Origin of the sequence: Kitasatospora sp. NPDC127111 (assembly GCF_042677465.1) — a bacterium.
Lineage (GTDB): Bacteria > Actinomycetota > Actinomycetes > Streptomycetales > Streptomycetaceae > Kitasatospora.
On the sequence record NZ_JBHXTG010000018.1, the window covers coordinates 59,537 to 77,696 of the forward strand.

The window sequence follows — 18,160 nt, forward strand, 5'->3', positions numbered from 1 at the left end:
GGTGAGAGGCACGCGCCGCGTCGCGGAGGGGGCAGGGCACCGCCGGCCCGGTGACCTGGTCGGGCTCCGGGCCGGGGCGTGGGTGGAACGGCGGTAGGGGTCGGCGGCTAGCGCTGCGGTGTCGGGACCTGCGCGGGCCGCGGGGCGGACGCCGCCCCCGCCGCCGGGGCGGGGCCGGGCAGGGTCGCGCGCAGCCGGAGGGCCACCGCCGGCGGCGCCGGATCGGACGGTCCGCCGCGCAGGTTCTCCAGCAGGTAGGCGAGTCGCTTGGTGTCCTCGACCGAGACGGCCAGCATCGGCAGCAGGTCCGCGAGGGCCTGTTCGGCGTCCGGGTCGGCGTCCGCGGCCGTGACCCACGTGCGCAGGGCGACCAGCCCGGAGGCCGAGCACGTCGGGTCGTTCAGGACGGCACGCCAGAGGGCGGCGAGCGACTGCCGCAGGAGGGCGCCCGCGGTTCCGGGTGCGCGCTCGGCCCGGGCGAAGTGGTCGAGGAGCAGCGGACGCCCGGTGCCGGGTTCGCCGTCGGCGGGGCCGCACGCGTAGACCATCGTGCGCAGGACGAAGTCCCGGCGCAGGCCTCGCGGCGGCAGCGGCAGCAGTGCCGGCCAGAGTCCGACGGCGGTGTCGGCCGCGGCGGCCGATACCGGCACCGCACCGGGCCTGTCCACCCCACCGCCGTCCACCCCACCGCCGTCCACCCGGACGGTGTCCGAACCGGTACCCTCCGAGCCGGTGCCGAACCGGCCGGGGGCGTCCTGCCCGGCGGCGAGCAGCAGGGCCGCGGCGGACTCCGCGAGCTCGTCCAGCTCCTCGGGCCACCCGGGCGTCGGCTTCCCGCGCTTCTCCATCTTCCGGACCGCGGCCACCAGGGCGCTCACGGCCTCGCCCGGGAAGGAGTCCCCGACCAGGGCGTAGGTGCGGACGGCGGTCCGGCGCAGCCGGTGGTCGTCGGCGGTGCACCAGTCCCGCAGGATCCGGGGCACGTGCGGGGTGTCCAGGTGGTGGGCCAGGGCCAGGGCGTTGGCGGCGGCGAGCCGGGCGCGGAACCGCCGGTCCGCGGCCCACGGGCGCACGAGGAGCGCCATGGCCGACGGGAGGTCGGTCCGGGCCAGCACGGCGGCCGTCGAGGCGGCCCGGGTCCGGACCAGCGGACGCGGGTCGGCGGCCAGCCCGCGGAGCCAGGTCACCAGCGCCGGGCGGGCCGACGGGTGACCGATCCAGACCTCACGGAGCAGCGTGAGGGCGGTCCGCCGGTCACGGAACTGGATCTTCGTCTGGAGCACCGGGCCCCACTCCGTCTCCTCGGCCTCCTCGTACCGGTCGGCCTGGGCCCGCTCGACCCGCTGGGCGCTCGACGTACCGAAGACGGGGATGCGGGCCGGCTCCGTCGGGTCCTCGATCCGCTGCAGCAGCCCGAAGAGGACGTCGCCCAGCTCGGCCGTGAGCGGGTACGGGGCCTCGTCGAAGGCGGCCAGTGCGATCAGGAACGCCTTGTCGTGCAGGGACTGTTCGGCGCTGTCGAACCACTCCCGCACCTGTTGCTCGGCCGCGTAGTGGCCGAACCCGGCGAGGTCCCGCAGGGTGAGCGTGCCGCGCGCGAACTCGGCGATCCGCTCGGCGAAGACGGCCAGTTCGGCCACCGGCCGCCGGTGACCGAGGACGGAGCGGACCTGGGGCAGGTCGAGGAGCTCCTCGATCCCGTGGCCGGCGAGGTCCCGTCCCCGCAGGTGCCCGCGCACCAGCCGTCCCGGCTCGGGCGGCAGCCAGGGAACGTGCCCGATGCCGCCGTGCAGCACGGGGTGCGGCCCGACCACGATGACGAGGTGACCGTCGACCGCGCGCAACTTCTCGCTCAGACCGCGCAGATGGTGCTCGCGCAGCGGCCGCTCGGGGCTGGTGGCGAAGTCGGCGAGCAGGTGGCCGCAGCCCTCGCGCAGCTCCCCGGCCAGCCTGCCGGGCGGGAGTGCCGGGTCGAGTGCCCGGTACGAGGTGGAACCGACGGTGCGCAGCAGCATCAGGGCGGCGGAGCGGCGGCCGGTGGTCGCCGGACCGGAGATGACGGCGACGCGGTGTTCCTCCAGCTGGGCGAGGGCCGTGCCGAAGGGGCTGCCGGGCGACCAGGCGTCGAGGCCGACGTCCTCGGCGGGGCCCGCTCCGAGCAGCCGACGGGTGCCGTCACCGGGCTCGTCCTGCGGGCCGGCCGAGGTGTGCCCCGGACCGGCGGACGCGTCCCCCGGACCGGCCGGCTCGTCCTGCGGGCCGGCCGGGTGGACGAAGTGCGCGGCGAGCGCCTCCACCTCGGCGGCGGGGATCTCACCGGACCGTTCCTCGCCGTCCGCGCCCAGGTGGTACTCCACCTTGCTGCCGCCGAGGATGACGTCGCCGGTGACGTACCCGCCGCTCACCCCGTGCTGGTCACCACCGACCAGCGAGCCGCCGAGGCGGGCGGAGTGGCCGAGCAGGATGCCCGGGGTGTGCCGGTACAGGTCGCGCCGCGAGTCCCAGGCGTGCTCCTCGGAGGCCTCGGCGCCGCCGTCGGGATCGTCCGGTCCGGCCAGCGGTCCCGCCGCCGGCCCGCCGGACGCCGGGGCGCCGTCGGGGTACGGAACCGCGCTGTCGGCGGGGGCGGCGGGCTGCCCGTGGACGGGGTTCACGACGCGCTCCCGGCAGCCTCGGGGCCGTCCTGGCGGGCGTTCCCGCGGAGCGTTCCGCCGAGGACCACGTCCCCGGTGACCTGGCCGCCGCTCACGCCGTGCTGGTCCCCGCCGACGAGGGACCCGTGCACGACCGGCGCGCCGTGGAAGTGGAACACCGCCCCGGGTCGTTCCGCTCCCCCGGACCGGGGCGGAGGGGGCGCCACCGCCGGCCCGCCGGAGGGACCCGCCGCCGCGGCCCGGACTCCGTCGGCCGGCCCTGGCGGGGCCGGCGCCTCCGCCTCGCCGTCGCCGGGCACCTCCGGTCGCTCACCGCCGCCGCGGTGCAGCCAGCCGGCGAGGACGCCGTCCTTGACCGTGACCTCGGTCCGCCGGAAGTGCTCGGGCCGGACCCCTCGGTGGCCGTGCCGCACGACGCCCTCGTACACCACGGGGCTCACCATCAGCACGCACTCGTCCTCGGCCCGCTCCGCCAGGGCGGCACGCAGGGCGTCGGAGTCGAGCAACCGGAAGGACTGGTTGAGGTCGTGACCGACGACCCCGCCCGCGGTACCGGCCTGCGGGTCGTGGGCGATCTCGCCGGCCGCCAGCACCATCCGCAGCCGCATCTGCGCGCCGCGCGAGGCGAGGCGGTTGTGGTCGTGCAGGAGTTCGGGCGTGACCGTCAGGAGCGACCGCAGGACGGCCGTCTTGGCCACCTCGCCGCCGAGCAGCACGATCAGACCGTCGCCGCGGTCCTCGCGGTACTGCTGGGTGACCTCGACCCCGGCGGCCAGCAGCGTCTCGTCCACGACCGACTTGAGGGTTCGCCGCAGGACCGCCTGCACGACGTCGTCACGGCGGCTGAACCGCTCGATGTCGAGGAGCAGGATGGTCCGGTTGACAGGCTCGGGCAATTTGCTGCCTTCCACTGGGAACACGGGGCCGCACACGGGCCCGTCTGAACACCCAAAAGGTGTCAGGGGAACGGAGTGTGAGGCGACGGAACCTAGCACACTCGCAATGTGACCACGTACACAGAGCACACTTGGGAACAGGCGTCCGACGGCTGATCAGCGATTTCCCTGACGGGCCATCATCCGCAGGGCCTCCGGCCGGATCACCACGAGACCGCGCCGCTCGGTGCGCACGATCCCGCGGTCGCGCAGCCCCTTCAGCAGCCGCGCCACCGCCTCCCGCGAGGCGCCCACCGAGCCGGCCAGCTCGCTCTGCGTGAGCCCCGGCGTCAGGTGAACCCCGTCCGGCGTCTCCTGGCCGTGGGTACGGATCAGTTCGAGCAGCAGGAGGGCCAACCGCGCCTGGACGTTCAGCGCCGCGTACTGCACCCGGCGCCGGTCGCTGTCGCGCATCCGGTCGGCGGTCAGCGCGAGCAGTCTCCTGGAGATGGCGGGCCGTTCGTCGAGCAGGGCGCCGAACCGGTCCGCGTCGACGGCCAGTGCCTCCACCCGGCCGAGTGCCGTGACCGTGGCCGATCGCTGCCGGCCGCTCAACGCCGCACCCTCGCCGACGATGTCACCGGGCCCGCGCAGGGCCAGCAGCGCCTCGTAGCCGTTGGCGGCCGCCGAGGTCACCTTCGTCCAGCCCGACAGCAGGATCAGGACGTGCGCCGACGGCTCGTGCTCTCGCAGCAGTACGTGCCGGACCGGGAAGACGAGCGGAGCGCCGCACGCGAACAGCGCCTGCCGGTCCTCGGCCTCCAGCCGGACCACGAACGGAACCCTGTCCTCGAAATCCATCGGCTTTCCCTCTCCCCGCTGCAGATCCACTACCTGGTCAACTATGGGACACCGGACAGGTTTCGGTGGACGGGTCGGCGAACGGGGACCGGCGCCGAGGGGCTGGAGCGGACCGGGCCTCGCCGGCCGGTGCTCGCACCCCCGGCGGGGCCCGATCAGTGCCGGTGGTGGTTGTCCGGCTGGGCGGGGTCGCCGGGGTGTTCCAGGCCCTCGACCAGGGTGAGGCGGCGGGCGCGCTCGTGGTCCAGCCAGCGGACGAAGGCGGCGCGGCGGGCGGCCTCCGTGAGGGCCGGGACGGGGTCGGGGGCGTCGGTGGCGTCGGTGGCGGTACGGGACGAGCGGAGGGCGGCCTTCCAGGGGCCGGCGGTGACCCACTCCCCCGGTGGGGCCGCGCGGAGGGCCTCGGTGAGGGCCAGTGGGAGGGTGTCGGGGTCGGCCTCGAACTCGCCGTCGGGGACGGCGAGTTGCCACACGACCTCGGGCGGGCGCGTCATGGCGGCGCGGTAGTGGGCGACTTCGGAGGCGGACGGTTCGACGTCGGCGGTGACGGCGTCGTAGACGGCGCGGACGGCCGGGCTGCCCTCGTAGGCCGCGGCGGTGATGGAGCCGAGCTCGACGGCGGCCCGCTGGTCGAGGCGGGCGGGACCGGACGGAGCGACCGGCAGACCGCGTTCGGCGGCCACCACCTCGCAGAGGGCTTCCGTCAGCAGCACCTGGGCGACCCACCGCGTCAGCTGGCGGTCCTCCGAACCGCCGGGCTGCGGCAGGGCGCCGGCGCGCGGGCCGGTGCGCAGGGCGGCGAGGCGGCGGTCCAGGGCCGTCCGCGGGAGCGGGTGTCCGTCGAGCAGGCCGAGGGTCATGCCTCCACCACCAGGGCGACGGTGGGCGCGTACTGGCAGCGGCCGAACCACATGACCTTGGCGAGGGCCCAGGACGAGCCGGCGTCGGTGGATTCGGGGGCGGTGATCTCGAAGTCCACGACCGAGGACTCGCCGGCGGGGACGGTGAAGCCGCGGACCGGCGCGGCGATCGCCTCCCAGGTGCCCCAGGGCGCGACCAGCTGCAGCTCACCGCGGATCTCGCCGCGGGTGCGGTTGGTGAGGGTGAGGCCGAGGGTGGTGCGGCCGCCGGGGGCGACGCGCAGGGTCTCCGCGGAGACGGTGACGGTGAGCCCGGTGTCCCGGCCCTCGGGGGACGTGGTTCCCTGGGCGGCGGTCCAGTCCTCCGGGGCGTCGCCGGGGACGGGCAACAAACCGGGCAGGTCGCCGACGGCGAGGGTGACCACGTCCTCGATCTCCTGGCCGTCGTGCGCGATCCGGACGGCGGCGAAGGACAGCCCGGGTTCGACCCCGGCCGGCGGGGTGAGCGTGACCGGGAAGCGCAGGTGCCCGCCCGGCTCCAGCCGGTAGGGGCGGGCGCCGAGGCTCGCCGTCCACCCCTCGGGCGGCAGCACGAGCGCCGTCCCCTCGACCGCCGCGTCCCGCAGCTGCGACGACAGGGCGACGGAGAGCGTGACCGGCTCACCCGCCGTCCTCAGCAGGCCGGGCGAGGTGCCGACCGACACCGGGAGGTAGCCGAGCGGCGCCGGGCCCCGGTTGTGCAGCCAGTAGCGGGCGTGGACGGGCCGGGCCGCCTCGGCGACCGCCCCGAGCACGGGGCCGCCCGGGGCGGAGGCCTCGCCCGGCCGGGCGAGCACGGTGGCGATCTGCGAGCCGGCGAGGTCGAGGTCGGCCGGGCCGAGCGGCCGTTCCAGCAGGTCGGCGCGGCGCAGGTCGGTGAGCCCGAGCGCGCCGCCGAGGACGGCGGTCCGCCCGAGGCCGGTGGACTCGACCAGCCGCAGGGTGAGTTCACCGCCGTCCGGCCGGGCGGCGGAGCCGCGCGCGATCGGGTTCCCGGCCGGCTTGAGCGCGCCGAGCAGCACCTCCCGCGGCGGTTCGACCCGCAGCCAGGACAGGGTGGCCGGCAGCGGGCCGTGCTGGGCGGGGGTGCGCCGGGCGTACAGCGGGTGGGTGAACTCCTGGCCCCGCGCGGGCAGCCCGAGGGCCCGCCAGTCGCCCGCGCCGCCGACCAGCGCGTAGCCGAACTCGTGTGTCCAGTGTTGGAGTTGGAAGGAGGCGCCGTCCGGCAGGGTGCGCCGGGGCGGGTCGATCCAGACCCCGGAGGGCCAGCCGGTGCAGGAGCGCATCAGCGACAGGTGCAGCGCGCCGGTGGCGTCGACGGCGAATCCCGGCAGGCCGAAGCTGAGCAATCCGACGGTGTGGTCGGCGAGTTGCTCCGACGGATGGACGGGGCCCGGGCAGACGGCGGTGATCCGGGCGTCCGCGAGGTCGTCCACCAGCGGGGCCGGGTCGGTGACGACCAGCGCCGGCAGCGCCCGCAGGTCGCGCAGGTCCGCGCCGGGCCGCCACACCTCGGCGAGCGGGGTGAGCGCGGGCACCCAGACGGCACCGCGGTCCTTCAGGACGGCCGCGTACTCCTCCCCCGAGCGCTCGATCAACTCCCGGGCCACAGCGTTGACTTCGGGTCCGCCGACGACGATCCGGAAGTCCGGCAGGTTGGAGTCCACGTCCAGCCAGCCGTAGCGCGCCCAGTCGGCGGCGGAGGTGGTGGCGGTGACGCCGACCCGGGCCAGCGCGACCACCAGGGCCCGGGCGTCGGCCGCGGCGTCCAGATCGGGGACGACCACCTCGGCCACGCCCAGCGCCCGTTCGCCCAGCGCCTCGCCCGCGAGCCCGGTGAGCGCCACCCGCGCCGTGCAGCCCAGGCCGAACCAGGTGTTGGCCGGGTTGTCGAGGGTCCAGGGCGCCTCGGCGGAGTCGACGTCGGGCATCGCGAAGCCGCGCCCGACCACCGCGTCCGCGACCTCGCTGACGGGCAGCGCGCCGGGCAGGTCGACCGGGAAGCGCAGCCGCAGCAGCCGGTCGGCGCCGGAGTGGTCGACCACCCGGGTACGGCAGTCGACGCGGTCGACGCCGTGCCACAGGGTGACGGTCTGCTCGTAGCGGACGCCGTCGACCGTGCCGCCGATCACCAGCCGTTCGCCGAGCGGACCGGTCTCGCGGCGGACGTCGGCCGGCCGCTCGCCGGAGCCGAGGACCGGCCCCTTGGGGACGAGGTGCCAGGGGCCCTCGCCGAAGTCGGGGTGCTGCGGGTACTCCTCGTACACCCGCAGCTCGTTGCCGACCAGCCCCGGCCGGATCAACTCCCGTCCGTGCAAGACGTCCTGGACGGAGCTCAGGCCGCCGCCGCGCGCCGGGTCGGCGGTCACCCGGTAGCGGGCGTTGGCGATGGTGTGGCCCTCGGCGGCCGACCAGGCGGTGTCGCGGTCCGGACCGGGCACCAGCCGCCAGGTCCGCCAGCCCAGCGCCGGCACCCCGGCGGCCAGGAACCGCAGCGTCCCCCGGTCGACGGCGCTCGGCACCGGCGCGCCGGTGTCGTCCAGCACCCGCACCGACCGCCGCCCCCGCGGCAGCCGGACGGCGACCAGGTCGGTCCGGTCGAAGGAGAGCGTGTTGGTGACGACCACCGCCTCCCCCGGACCGGTGGTGTCGATCCGCCCCACGAGCGCGTCCAGCGCCCGGTCGCGGACGTCGGACGCCAGGTCGTACGCCTCCCGCCAGCCGCCGAGCAGGTCCAGGTACACCTGGTCGGACTCGGACCCGGTGATCGCGTCGTGGTGGGCGCCGTACGCGAGTTGGCGCCAGACCTTGTCCAGCGCGGCCTCCGGGTACCGCCCGAGCCCCTGCACCACGGCCAGCGTGGCCAGCTTCTCGGCGTCCACGGCGGCCACCTCGGCCGCTCGCTGGGCCTGCTTGGTGTCGATGTAGGAGACGTCCTTGCCGGTGTAGACCGGGTTCATGTCCCGGCTCTGCGGGCTGGGCCGGCGGCCGCTCGCCGCCAGCTCGGCCCGTACGGCGTCCAGGAAGTCGCGCGGCGTGCCGCAGACGAACCGCGGCCACAGGTACTTGGACGCCCACGACCGGTGGATCGCGGTGACCCACTTGTTCGGCGGGGTGTAGTCCGTCCCCACCGGCAGCAGCAGGTTCCGCGTCGCGCCGACCGGCTTGAGCTTGCGGTACAGCGCGTAGACGGCATGCTCGGCGGTGGCGAGGTCGGGCGAGGAGTCCATCCACCATCCGGCCGAGTAGTGGTGCGGCATGTAGTGGGTGAGCACGCCGTCGCCGGAGGGCGCGATCCATTCGAACTCGCTCGGGAACTGCATCACCCGGGCGTCGTCCTTGGCCTCGCGGAAGTTCTTCTGGATCGGGCCCCACTGGTGGAACGGGCCGCGCGCCCAGGCACTGCCGGTGAGTCCGGCGCCGGCCAGGTGGCCGGGGAACTGCGGGTCGTGGCCGAAGACGTCGAGCTGCCAGGCGGTCCGCGGGTCGCCGCCGAGGACGTCGCGCTGGTAGCCGATGCCGTGGACGAGGTTGCGGATGGTGGTCTCGGCGCCGGTGAGGTTGGTGTTGGGCTCGTTGTAGGTGCCGCCGACGAGTTCCACCTGGCCGCGTTCCAGCAGCAGCCGCAGCGCCTCGCGGCGCTCCGGGTGCTGGTCGAAGTAGGGCTTCAGGTAGTCGACCTCGGCGAGCACGAACGCGTACACCGGGTCGCGCAGCGCCAGGTCCAGGTGCGCGTCGACCAGGGCGAAGCCGTTGCGCTCCCAGAGCGGCCGGGTGGTGGCGTCGGCGGAGAGCAGCTCCCACGGCGAGGTGTAGGCGGCCTGGGTGTTCCACCAGACCGGGTCGTAGTGGAAGTGCGAGACCATGAACATCGTCCAGCCGGGCTCGGCGACCTCGACGACGCCCTCGGCGCGGGCGTCGTCGGCGTGCACCTCGACCGGGATCCGCTGCCCGGGAGCGGCGGCCGCGCTGATCTCCAGGGGGACTTCGACCGGCCCCGTGCCGGCCGCCTCGCCGCGGACCCCGGGGCCGGTGACGGTGATCCGGGTGGCCGGGCCGTCGAGGGTCACGCGCAGCAGTTGGCGCGGCGCGTCCTCGGGGCCGGTGAAGAGGTCCGTGCTCTCGACGGCGGTGATGGTGACCGGCACGGGGTGGGTCCTTCCTCGTGGAACGGCGGGCTACGCGCCCCAGGCCTCGAACTCGTAGATGCGGGCGGCGGGATCGGTGCCCTGGGTGGGCCTGGTGACGACCAGGCGGACGTAGCGGGCGGTGGTGGTCACCGGGTGCGTGGTGGTCCCGGCGGTGTTGCCGGTGACGGTGGCGACGGTGGTCCAGGCGTCCGTGGTCGTGTTGCGCACCTGGACGGAGAAGTCGCGGGTGTTGTAGCCGGAGCTCTCACCGCCGGCCGAGGCGTGCTTGACCACGAACTTCGACAGCGACCTGACCGAACCGAGGTCCACCTCCAGCCACTTGCTGGTCGTGAGCGTGCACCACTTGTCGCCGTTGCCGCCGTTGACGGTGCCGTTGACCGCCTTGGCCGCCGTCTCGTTGGCGTTGCACCGGCCGGAGGCGGTGGCCGGGCGGCCCAGGGCCAGGTTGGTGCCGGCCGGCGGGGTGGTGCTCCAGGAGACGGTGGTGGTGGCGGTCGTGGAGCGGCCGTACTCGGTGGAGACCGCCTCCACCTCGATCACGGTGCTGTTCTCGTCGCCCGCCCGGTCCAGCCGGTTCACGAAGTACGCGTCGGACGGCGTGGCGCCGAGGTAGCCGCGGGTGCCGTCGGCGTTGCGCCGGTACAGCTCGTAGTGGTGGACGTTGCCGCTCGTCGACGCCGTCCAGGAGAGCCGCAGTGACCGGCTGGAGCCGGCCACGACGTCGCTCGCGCCGAGGACGGTCAGCCCGCTCGGGGCGCTCGGCGCGTCCACCGCGCCGTCGTAGACGGCGAGCTGACCGATCCTCACGTCGTAGGCGGGGTCGGAACCGTCGGCCTGCAGGCCGATCTGGGCGATGGTGCGCCCGGCGTAGGCGGCGAGGTCGAGGGTGTGGCGCTCCCATCCGGTACCGGAGTTGGCGCCCAGGTCGAGCGTGGTGAAGCTGGTCGGCGCGTCGGTGAAGGAGATCGCCGCCTTGAGGCCGGTCGCCCCGGCGGCCGGGGTCTTGACCACCACCGAGAGCCTGCTGTCCGGCGCGACCGGCAGTCTGCTCTGGTAGAGCCGGATGGTGTTGGCGGCGTCCAGCCTGCCGCTCAGGCGCAGCGAGGAGCCGCCCTCGTACGCGTCGGTGAAGTCGACGGAGGGGGTGAGGCGGCTGCCGGTGGAGCTGACCAGCCAGCGGTAGGTGGGCGGGACGTCCTGGAGCGAGAGGTTGTTCCAGCCGCCGGTGGCGGTGCGGGTGCCGGCCGTGTTGTGGAAGTCGCCCTGACCGGTGGAGAAGTTGGTGACGAAGGGCTTGGCGGTGATCGGCGAGGATTCCGCGATGTGGTCGGCGAGGCCCTTCCAGCTGGACGGAGTCGTCGTGTCGGAGGGGTCGTTGTTGGCGCCGACCCAGTAGCGGGCGTCCTTGGCGTAGAAGTCGGCGCGGTCGGTGGCGGACTTCCAGGTCCACTCGGGGCGGTAGAGGCCGAGCGAGGTGGTGTGCGGCTTGCCGGCCGGGAACAGCGCGTTCCAGTCGACGGCGGTGTTGTAGCCGTTGGCCTCGGTGTCGATGCCGGAGTAGAGGTCGTACTCGCTGCGGCCGAGGCCGCGGGCCAGCGCGCGGGACGAATCCAGGCCGCCGGAGCTCCAGTTGAAGTTGAGGAACATCGAGTCCGCGGTGCGCCTGGCGCCGTCCTGCAGGAAGGAGTCGTTGACGGAGGTCAGCGCGTTCTGCCAGTTCACCGAGCCGGACTCGGTCATGGCGTCGTACCACATGAACTCGGTGCCGCTCTGGGCCTTGGTGTACTGCATCAGGGTGCGGAGTTCGGTGGCGAGTGCGGTGTCGCCGCCGCCGGTCTCCTGGTTGATGAACCAGCCGTCGAAGCCGTAGTACTGGGCAGCCTGGACCAGCTTGTCGGCGACGGGGTAGCGGCTGCCGGACTTCTGGACGAAGTCGCGGACCCACGGCAGTTGGCCGCCGTAGGCGGCGGGCGGGAAGAAGACCGTGCCGTACACCTTGACGCCGTTGCGGTGGGCGGCGTCGATGACGGTCGGGTTGGGCGCGAGGATCAGGCCCTCGCCGGCCGAGCCGCCCCAGAAGACCAGCTTGTCGACGTACTGCCAGTAGCCGAAGGCGTAGTAGTCGGGGTCGGCGGAGCCCTGGGAGGGGTTGTTGGAGGTCGGCCCGAAGGAGACCAGCGAGGCCACCTTGCCCTCGCCGGCGCGGGCGTTGGGGTTGGCCTTGAGTGCCGGGTCGCTGGTGCGGGGCTGGAGCGGGACGCGGGAGCGGTTGAAGCGGGCGTCCGGGTCGGTGGCCGGGTCCCAGTTCAGGATGGTGCTCGGGTACCAGTACGAGGCGTACGGCTGGGTGCCCGGGGCGGCGGCGGGGGCGGCGGGGGCCGCGGTCACGGCCGTGGGGGCGGCCGGGGCACCGGCGTGGGCGGCCGGGGCGGCGCCCAGGACGGCGGCCCCGAGGGCGGCGCTCAGCAGGTACGGGAGGCGTCGTGACATGCGGTGGCTCCGATCGAGCGGAGGAGGGTGGGGGCGGCCCGGACGGTGGGACCGCCCGGGGTGGGGACGACCCGGGGTGCCCGCGGGCGTGGCGCTGTACGGGAGCGGAGCGGGCGGGCGGGCGAGGCGGGGCGGGCGTGCGAATCGGGCGGACGTACGGAGGGACGTACGGGTGCCGGTGCTGGCAGGCGCGGGTGCCGGTGCGCCGCGAGAAGTACGCGTGCGGGTGCGGGTGCAGGTGCGGGTACGGCTGCCGGGCGTCGCCGGACGGAGCCGGCCGTACGCCGCCCGGCACGCGTGAGCCGGGCGGGTGGGCCGGGCGCGCGGCGCGGCCCCGCGTGACCCCGGCGCGTCCTGGCGGCGCCACGACGGGTGCCCCGGGCGGCTCGCCGGCGCCCGCCCGCGGTGGCGCGCCGAGCGGGGCCCGCTCGGCGCTGCGAGGCTAAACCGGTTCAGACCCGCTGTCAACGGTCGGCGCAACAGCCACCCCGGCGGCTGAACCGGCGGCCGGCGGCGAGGTGGATTCGCGCACCGTCAGCCGTGGCGTCGGCATCTGCAGGTCGCGGCCCGGCCCGGCCCCGTCGATCACCGCGAGCAGGCTCCGGGCGACCTGCTCGCCCAGCGCGAAGGTGTCCCGGCTGAGCGCGGTCAGCGGCGGGTGGACGATCCGGGCGAGCACCGAGTCGTCGAAGGAGACGATCGAGAGTTCGCCGGGCACCGCGACGCCCATCTCGCCGGCCACCCCGAGCCCGGCCACCGCCATCACGTCGGAGTCGTAGACGATGGCGGTGGGCCGCCGGGGCCGGGAGAGCAGGGTGCGGGTGGCCGCCGCGCCCTCGGCGTCGCTGAAGTCGGTGGGCACCGAGACCGCCTCCTCCAGCCCGAGCCGCCGGGAGGCGTCGCGCAGCGCGCGGATCCGGCGCTGGGTGTGCTGGAAGTGCGGCAGTCCGGCCAGGTGCGCGATCCGGCGGTGGCCGATCGCGGCCAGGTAGTCGACGATCGAGAGCATCGCCTCCCGGTCGTCGGCCCAGATCCGCAGCGGGCCGGCGCCCTTGCCCGGGCCGCCCAGCACGACGGCGGGCAGCGCGAGTTCCTCCAGGACCTCCAGCCGCGGGTCGCGGACCTGCAGGTCGACCACGATGAAGCCGTCGACCCGGTGCTCGGAGGCCCACCGCCGGTAGACCCCGATCTCGGCGGCGGTGTCCTCGACCACCATCAGGTGCAGCGCGACCGAGTGGGCGGAGAGCACGCCCTGCAGGCCGGAGAGCAGCTGACTGAAGAACGGCTCCACGCCGATGGTGCGGGCCGGGCGGGCGATCACCAGCCCGACCGCGTCGGCCCGGGCGCCGCCCAGGGCGCGGGCGGCGCTGTGCGGCCGCCAGTTCATCTCCTCGGCGACCCGCAGGATCCGGGCCCTGGTCGCCTCGCTCACCCCGGGGCGCCCGTTGAGCGCGAAGGACACCGCGCCCTTGGAGACACCTGCCTGGCGGGCGATGTCGGCGATGGTCGGTCTGCCCACAGCACCCGACTCCTCTCTTGACAGCCAAGTTTAGGCCGGAGCATAGTCCCAGCCATAGCTAGACCGGTTTAGTGCAACAGCATCAGCCTGAAGAACCCAGCACGGCACATCCCCCACCCCATCCCCCTGGACCGGGAGACCCTCATGCGGAGAATCTGGGCGTCACTGACGACGGCCGCGGTCGCCGCGACCGTGCTCACCGGCTGCGGACTCGGCTCCGACGCCAAGAGCGACGACACCGCGGCGAGTGCGGCCGCCACCGGCGAGGTCAAGGGCAAGGTCTCGCTCCAGACCTGGGCGCTCAAACCGAAGTTCACCGACTACGTGCAGGGCGTGATCGACGGCTTCAAGCACAAGTACCCGGGCGTCGAGGTCGAATGGCTCGACCAGCCCGGCGACGGCTACTCGGACAAGGTGCTCAGCCAGGCCGCGGCCGGCACCCTCCCGGACGTGGTCAACCTCCCGCCGGACTTCGCCCTCCCGCTGGCCAAGCAGAACCTGCTGCTCGACGTCGCCAAGGCCGACCCGAAGCTCGCCGACGAGTACGTGGCCGGCGGCGTCGACGCCTACCGCTTCGCCGGCCAGAACGGCACCTTCGGCTACCCCTGGTACCTCAACACCGACGTCAACTACTGGAATGCGGAGCTGCTGGCCAAGAACGGCCTGGACCCGAAGAAGCTCCCCGCCGACCTGGACGAACTCATCGCCCAGGCCCGGGTGTTCAAGGAGAAGTCCGGCGGCTCGGTCTACCTGATGAGCCGCAAACCCGGCCTCGGCGACCTGGTCAACGCCGGCGTCAAGGTGATGGCCGACGACGGCAGGTCCTTCACCTTCAACACCCCCGAGGCCGCCGCCCTGCTCGACAAGTACCGCGACGCGTTCAAGGAGGGACTGCTCCCGAAGGACGTGCTGACCGACACCTACGCCGGCAACTCCAAACTGCTCAACGCCGGCACGGCCGCCTGGACCACCGGCGGCGCCAACTTCATCACCAGCCTCGCCACCGACAACCCCACCCTCGCCCCGAAGATCGTCCCCTCCCCCGCGATGGGCACTCCGCCGCTCTACGTGCAGGGCCTGTCCATCCCGAGGAACAGCAAGAACCCGGCCGCCGCGGTGGCCCTGGCCCGCTGGGTCACCAGCCCCGAGAACCAGGCCGCGTTCGCCCACCTGACCAGCATCTTCCCCTCCACCAAGGCGTCCGCGAACGACCCGTTCTTCAGCAGGAGCGACGGCAGCAACGCCGGGGACGCCAAGGTGGTCGCCTTCACCTCGCTGGCCAAGGCGAAGATCCTCCAGCCCGTCCAGGTCGACGACGCGATGAGCACCGTCATCAAGCAGCAGATCGCCCTGGCGATCAGCGGTGACACCAGCTCGAAGCAGGCCCTGGACACCGCGGTCGAGCGCTGCAACCAGCTGCTCAAGGGCTGACGCCGACCCGACCGGTCCGCACCGGTGGCGCGGCGGCGCCCACCCCGGGGGCTCCGCCGCCGGCAGCCGCCGCCCGCCGCGGACGACCCGCACCGCACGCCCCAGGAAGGCAAGGCGAACGGCATGACGCACCGGCGTTGGTTCACCCCCTGGCTGCTCGCCGGGCCCGCGATCGTCTGGCTGGCCGTCTTCAACCTCTGGCCGGCCGCCAACACGGTGATCCTGTCGTTCACCAACGCCAAGCCGCTGGGCGGCGGACGGTTCACCGGCCTCGCGAACTACGAACGCATCCTCGACGACGAGCAGTTGGCCGACGCCCTGCTCAACAGCGTCATCTACCTGCTGCTCTGCCTGCCGCTGCTGACCTTCCTCCCGCTGCTGCTCGCCCTGCTGGTCCAGCGGAGGATCCCCGGCATCGCCTTCTTCCGCACCGCCTTCTACACCCCCGTGGTCGCCTCCGCCGTCGTGGTGGCGCTGATCTGGGGCTGGGTGCTGGACGACCGCGGGCTGGTCAACGGCGTGCTCCGGCAGACCGGGCTGGCCGACTCGCCGGTCCCCTTCCTCACCGACCGCTGGCTGCTGCTGCTCAGCGCGATCGCCCTGACCACCTGGAAGGGCCTCGGCTACTACATGGTGATCTACCTGTCCGCGCTGGCCAACGTCGGCCGCGACCTGCACGAGGCCGCCGCCGTCGACGGGGCGGGCGCCGTCCGCCGGTTCTGGCACGTCACCCTGCCCGGGGTGCGGCCCGCCATGCTGCTGATCTCGGTGCTGATCTCGGTCTCCTCGCTGCGCGTCTTCTCCGAGCTGTACGTCCTCTCCAACGGCACCGGCGGCCCCGGCGGCCGGGACATGTCGGTGGTGATGCTGATCCAGATGTACGGCCGCGGCTTCACCGGCCACCTCGGCTACGCCTCCGCGCTCAGCCTGCTGCTGTTCGTCATCACCCTCGGCCCGATGCTGCTGCTGACGCGGCTCAACCGGAAGGCGGCCTGACCCGTGACCCCGACCGCCGCCCCGGCCGGGCCCGCCGCCCCGGCGCCGGCCACCGCACCGCACCGCCGCCGCGCCCGCGGCCTCCACACCCCCACCCCCGCCCGGGCCGCGCTGCGCTACCTGCTCCTGCTGCTCGTCCTGCTCCTGGTCCTCGGGCCCTTCCTCTGGCAGCTCTCCACCTCCCTCAAGGGCCCCGACGAGGACGTCTACACCAGCACCCCGCGGTTCCTCCCGGAGCAGCTCACCTTCTCGAACTACGCCAAGGTCGCCGACACCATCCCGGTCTGGACCTACGCCGCCAACTCGCTGGTCGTCGCCGCGATCGCGATCCTCGGCAACGTGGTCGGCTGCACCCTGGCCGGCTACGCCCTCGCCAAGCTGCGCTTCCGCGGCGCCAGGCTGCTCCTCGGCCTCTTCCTGGCCACCCTGGTCCTGCCCGGCGAGGCCACCGTCGTCTCCCAGTACGTGACCGTGCGCAGCCTCGGCCTGGCCGACTCGCTGGTCGGCGTCGCCCTGCCCGGCGCGCTCGCGATGCTCAACGTGCTGCTGATGCGCACCGCCTTCGCCGCCGTGCCGCCCGAGCTGGACCAGGCGGCCCTGGTGGACGGCGCCAACGTCTGGCAGCGCCTGTGGCACGTCGGCCTGCCGAACGTGCGGGGCATGCTCAGCGTGATCGTCATCTTCACCTTCATCGGCGCCTGGGACGACTTCCTCTGGCCGCTGATCGTGCTCACCGACCCGCGGAAGTACACCCTCACCGTCGGCCTCCAGTACCTCAACGGCACCTTCAGCGCCAACCCCCGGCTGATCGCCGCCGGGACGATGATCGCCTTCCTGCCGATCGTCGTGGTGTTCGCCGTCTGCCAGCGCTTCTTCTTCAAGGGCGTCGAGGAGGGAGCCGTCAAGGGCTGACCGGTCCTGCCCCGCCCAGTCCCGTCGCCGCAGCGCGACGGCCGCACCCACCGAGGAAGCACCGCGCGATGACCGCCGCTCAGGACCCCCGCGCCGAGGCGCCCCGCTTCGGCGTCAACTACACCCCGACCGCCGGCTGGTTCCACCACTGGCTCGACTTCGACCTCGACGCCGTCCGCGCCGACCTCGACTCGATCGCCGGGCTCGGCCTGGACCACGTCCGGGTCTTCCCGCTGTGGCCGGTGTTCCAGCCCAACCGCACCCTGATCCGCCCGCGCGCCGTCGAGCAGCTCGCCGCCCTGGTCGACGCCGCCGGCGAGCGCGGGCTGGACGTCGCCGTCGACGGCCTCCAGGGCCACCTGTCGAGCTTCGACTTCCAGCCCTCGTGGACGCGGACCTGGCACCGGCGGAACATGTTCACCGACCCGGACGTGCTGGACGGCCAGGCCGCCTACCTGCGCACGCTGGCCGCGGCCCTGCACGGGCGCGACAACTTCCTCGGCATGACGGTCGGCAACGAGGTCAACCAGTTCTCCGGCGAGCCGCACCCCGACCCGGACCGGGCCGACCCCGCGCAGGTCGACGCCTGGCTGCGCCGGATGCTCGCCGCCTGTGAGCAGGGCGCGCCCGGCCGGCTCCACCTGCACGCCTCCTACGACGCCGCCTGGTACCTGGACGACCACCCCTTCACCCCCTGGCACTCGGCCCGGATCGGCGCCGCCACCGCCGTGCACTCCTGGGTGTTCAACGGCACCGCGCAGCGCTACGGCGCGCACGCCACCGCCACCGCGCAGCACGCCGCGTACCTGGTCGAGCTCGCCAAGGCCTGGGCGGACGACCCGCGCCGCCCGGTCTGGCTGCAGGAGGTCGGCGCGCCCGCCCCGCACATCGCCGCCGAGGACGCCGCCCGGTTCACCGCGGACACCGTCGCCGCCGTGCTGGACTGCCCGGACCTCTGGGGCGTCACCTGGTGGTGCTCGCACGACGTGGACCGCGCGCTGGCCGACTTCCCCGAGCTGGAGTACGGCCTCGGCGTGCTCACCACGGACCGCCGGGTGAAACCGGCCGGTGCCCGGCTCGCCGCCGCCGTCCGGGAGGTGCGGGCCGGCTGGCGGCCGCCGCGGGCGCGCACCACCGCCGTGGTGGTCGCCACCGGCGACGAGGTCACCGCGCCCGAGCGCGCGGTCTGCGGCCCCGGCGGCGCGGTCTTCGAGGCGTTCATGCGCCTCGTCGAGGACGGCGCCCGGCCGACCACCGTCCTGGCCGAGCGCGTCGGGGACGCCGCCCACCTGGCCGCCCGCGGGATCACCGAGGTGGTCCACCCGCACGACGTACGCTGACGACCACCGCATGACCGATCGGCCCGCCAACT

Annotated in this window: 11 protein-coding genes; 4 read left to right on the plus strand and 7 right to left on the minus strand. The window is 74.3% G+C overall.

Annotated elements, in window-relative coordinates; all coding sequences use genetic code 11:
- Positions 1-107: 107 nt before the first annotated feature.
- The 7 genes from ACFVHB_RS14360 to ACFVHB_RS14390 form a co-directional block, all read right to left on the minus strand.
- Positions 108-2,654 (minus strand): hypothetical protein, encoded by a 2,547-nt coding sequence (locus ACFVHB_RS14360; RefSeq protein WP_380320388.1) that lies wholly within the window; start codon positions 2,652-2,654, stop codon positions 108-110.
- Positions 2,651-3,550: a hypothetical protein gene (locus tag ACFVHB_RS14365; protein WP_380320391.1), complete on the minus strand. Its 900-nt coding sequence runs from the start codon at positions 3,548-3,550 to the stop codon at positions 2,651-2,653. The genes ACFVHB_RS14360 and ACFVHB_RS14365 overlap by 4 nt, the downstream gene beginning before the upstream one ends.
- A 156-nt stretch (positions 3,551-3,706) precedes the next feature.
- A complete protein-coding gene (locus tag ACFVHB_RS14370; protein ID WP_380320394.1) occupies positions 3,707-4,390 on the minus strand; it encodes a Crp/Fnr family transcriptional regulator in 684 nt (227 codons plus the stop codon).
- 155 nt (positions 4,391-4,545) lie between these two features.
- On the minus strand, positions 4,546-5,250 hold the full coding sequence (locus ACFVHB_RS14375) for a hypothetical protein (protein ID WP_380320397.1): 705 nt from the start codon (positions 5,248-5,250) through the stop codon (positions 4,546-4,548).
- Positions 5,247-9,437: an NEW3 domain-containing protein gene (locus tag ACFVHB_RS14380; protein WP_380320400.1), complete on the minus strand. Its 4,191-nt coding sequence runs from the start codon at positions 9,435-9,437 to the stop codon at positions 5,247-5,249. Before ACFVHB_RS14380 ends, ACFVHB_RS14375 begins: the two co-directional genes overlap by 4 nt.
- A gap of 30 nt (positions 9,438-9,467) precedes the next feature.
- Positions 9,468-11,930: a discoidin domain-containing protein gene (locus ACFVHB_RS14385; RefSeq protein WP_380320403.1), complete on the minus strand. Its 2,463-nt coding sequence runs from the start codon at positions 11,928-11,930 to the stop codon at positions 9,468-9,470.
- Between the two features lie 442 nt (positions 11,931-12,372).
- Positions 12,373-13,449, minus strand: a complete 1,077-nt coding sequence (locus tag ACFVHB_RS14390; RefSeq protein ID WP_380320406.1) for a LacI family DNA-binding transcriptional regulator — start codon at positions 13,447-13,449, stop codon at positions 12,373-12,375.
- A gap of 144 nt (positions 13,450-13,593) precedes the next feature.
- On the opposite strand from ACFVHB_RS14390, the gene ACFVHB_RS14395 reads away from it, so the two are divergent.
- From ACFVHB_RS14395 to ACFVHB_RS14410, 4 genes are all read left to right on the plus strand, one after another.
- Positions 13,594-14,880, plus strand: coding sequence for an ABC transporter substrate-binding protein (locus ACFVHB_RS14395; protein ID WP_380320409.1), 1,287 nt, complete (start codon positions 13,594-13,596; stop codon positions 14,878-14,880).
- A gap of 123 nt (positions 14,881-15,003) precedes the next feature.
- Positions 15,004-15,876 carry a carbohydrate ABC transporter permease gene (locus ACFVHB_RS14400; protein ID WP_380320412.1) on the plus strand — a complete coding sequence of 291 codons (873 nt, stop codon included), beginning with the start codon at positions 15,004-15,006 and terminating at the stop codon, positions 15,874-15,876.
- A gap of 3 nt (positions 15,877-15,879) precedes the next feature.
- Positions 15,880-16,788 carry a carbohydrate ABC transporter permease gene (locus tag ACFVHB_RS14405; RefSeq protein ID WP_380320415.1) on the plus strand — a complete coding sequence of 303 codons (909 nt, stop codon included), beginning with the start codon at positions 15,880-15,882 and terminating at the stop codon, positions 16,786-16,788.
- Positions 16,789-16,856: 68 nt separating this feature from the next.
- Positions 16,857-18,128: a glycosyl hydrolase gene (locus ACFVHB_RS14410; protein ID WP_380320417.1), complete on the plus strand. Its 1,272-nt coding sequence runs from the start codon at positions 16,857-16,859 to the stop codon at positions 18,126-18,128.
- Positions 18,129-18,160 lie beyond the last annotated feature (32 nt).

Bases quoted from the DNA above. Each gene is read 5' to 3' on its own strand.
- ACFVHB_RS14375 (WP_380320397.1), bottom strand. From the start codon at position 5,250: ATGACCCTCGGCCTGCTCGACGGACACCCGCTCCCGCGGACGGCCCTG.
- ACFVHB_RS14410 (WP_380320417.1), top strand. From the start codon at position 16,857: ATGACCGCCGCTCAGGACCCCCGCGCCGAGGCGCCCCGCTTCGGCGTC.
- ACFVHB_RS14400 (WP_380320412.1), top strand. From the start codon at position 15,004: ATGACGCACCGGCGTTGGTTCACCCCCTGGCTGCTCGCCGGGCCCGCG.
- ACFVHB_RS14395 (WP_380320409.1), top strand. From the start codon at position 13,594: ATGCGGAGAATCTGGGCGTCACTGACGACGGCCGCGGTCGCCGCGACC.
- ACFVHB_RS14385 (WP_380320403.1), bottom strand. From the start codon at position 11,930: ATGTCACGACGCCTCCCGTACCTGCTGAGCGCCGCCCTCGGGGCCGCC.
- ACFVHB_RS14370 (WP_380320394.1), bottom strand. From the start codon at position 4,390: ATGGATTTCGAGGACAGGGTTCCGTTCGTGGTCCGGCTGGAGGCCGAG.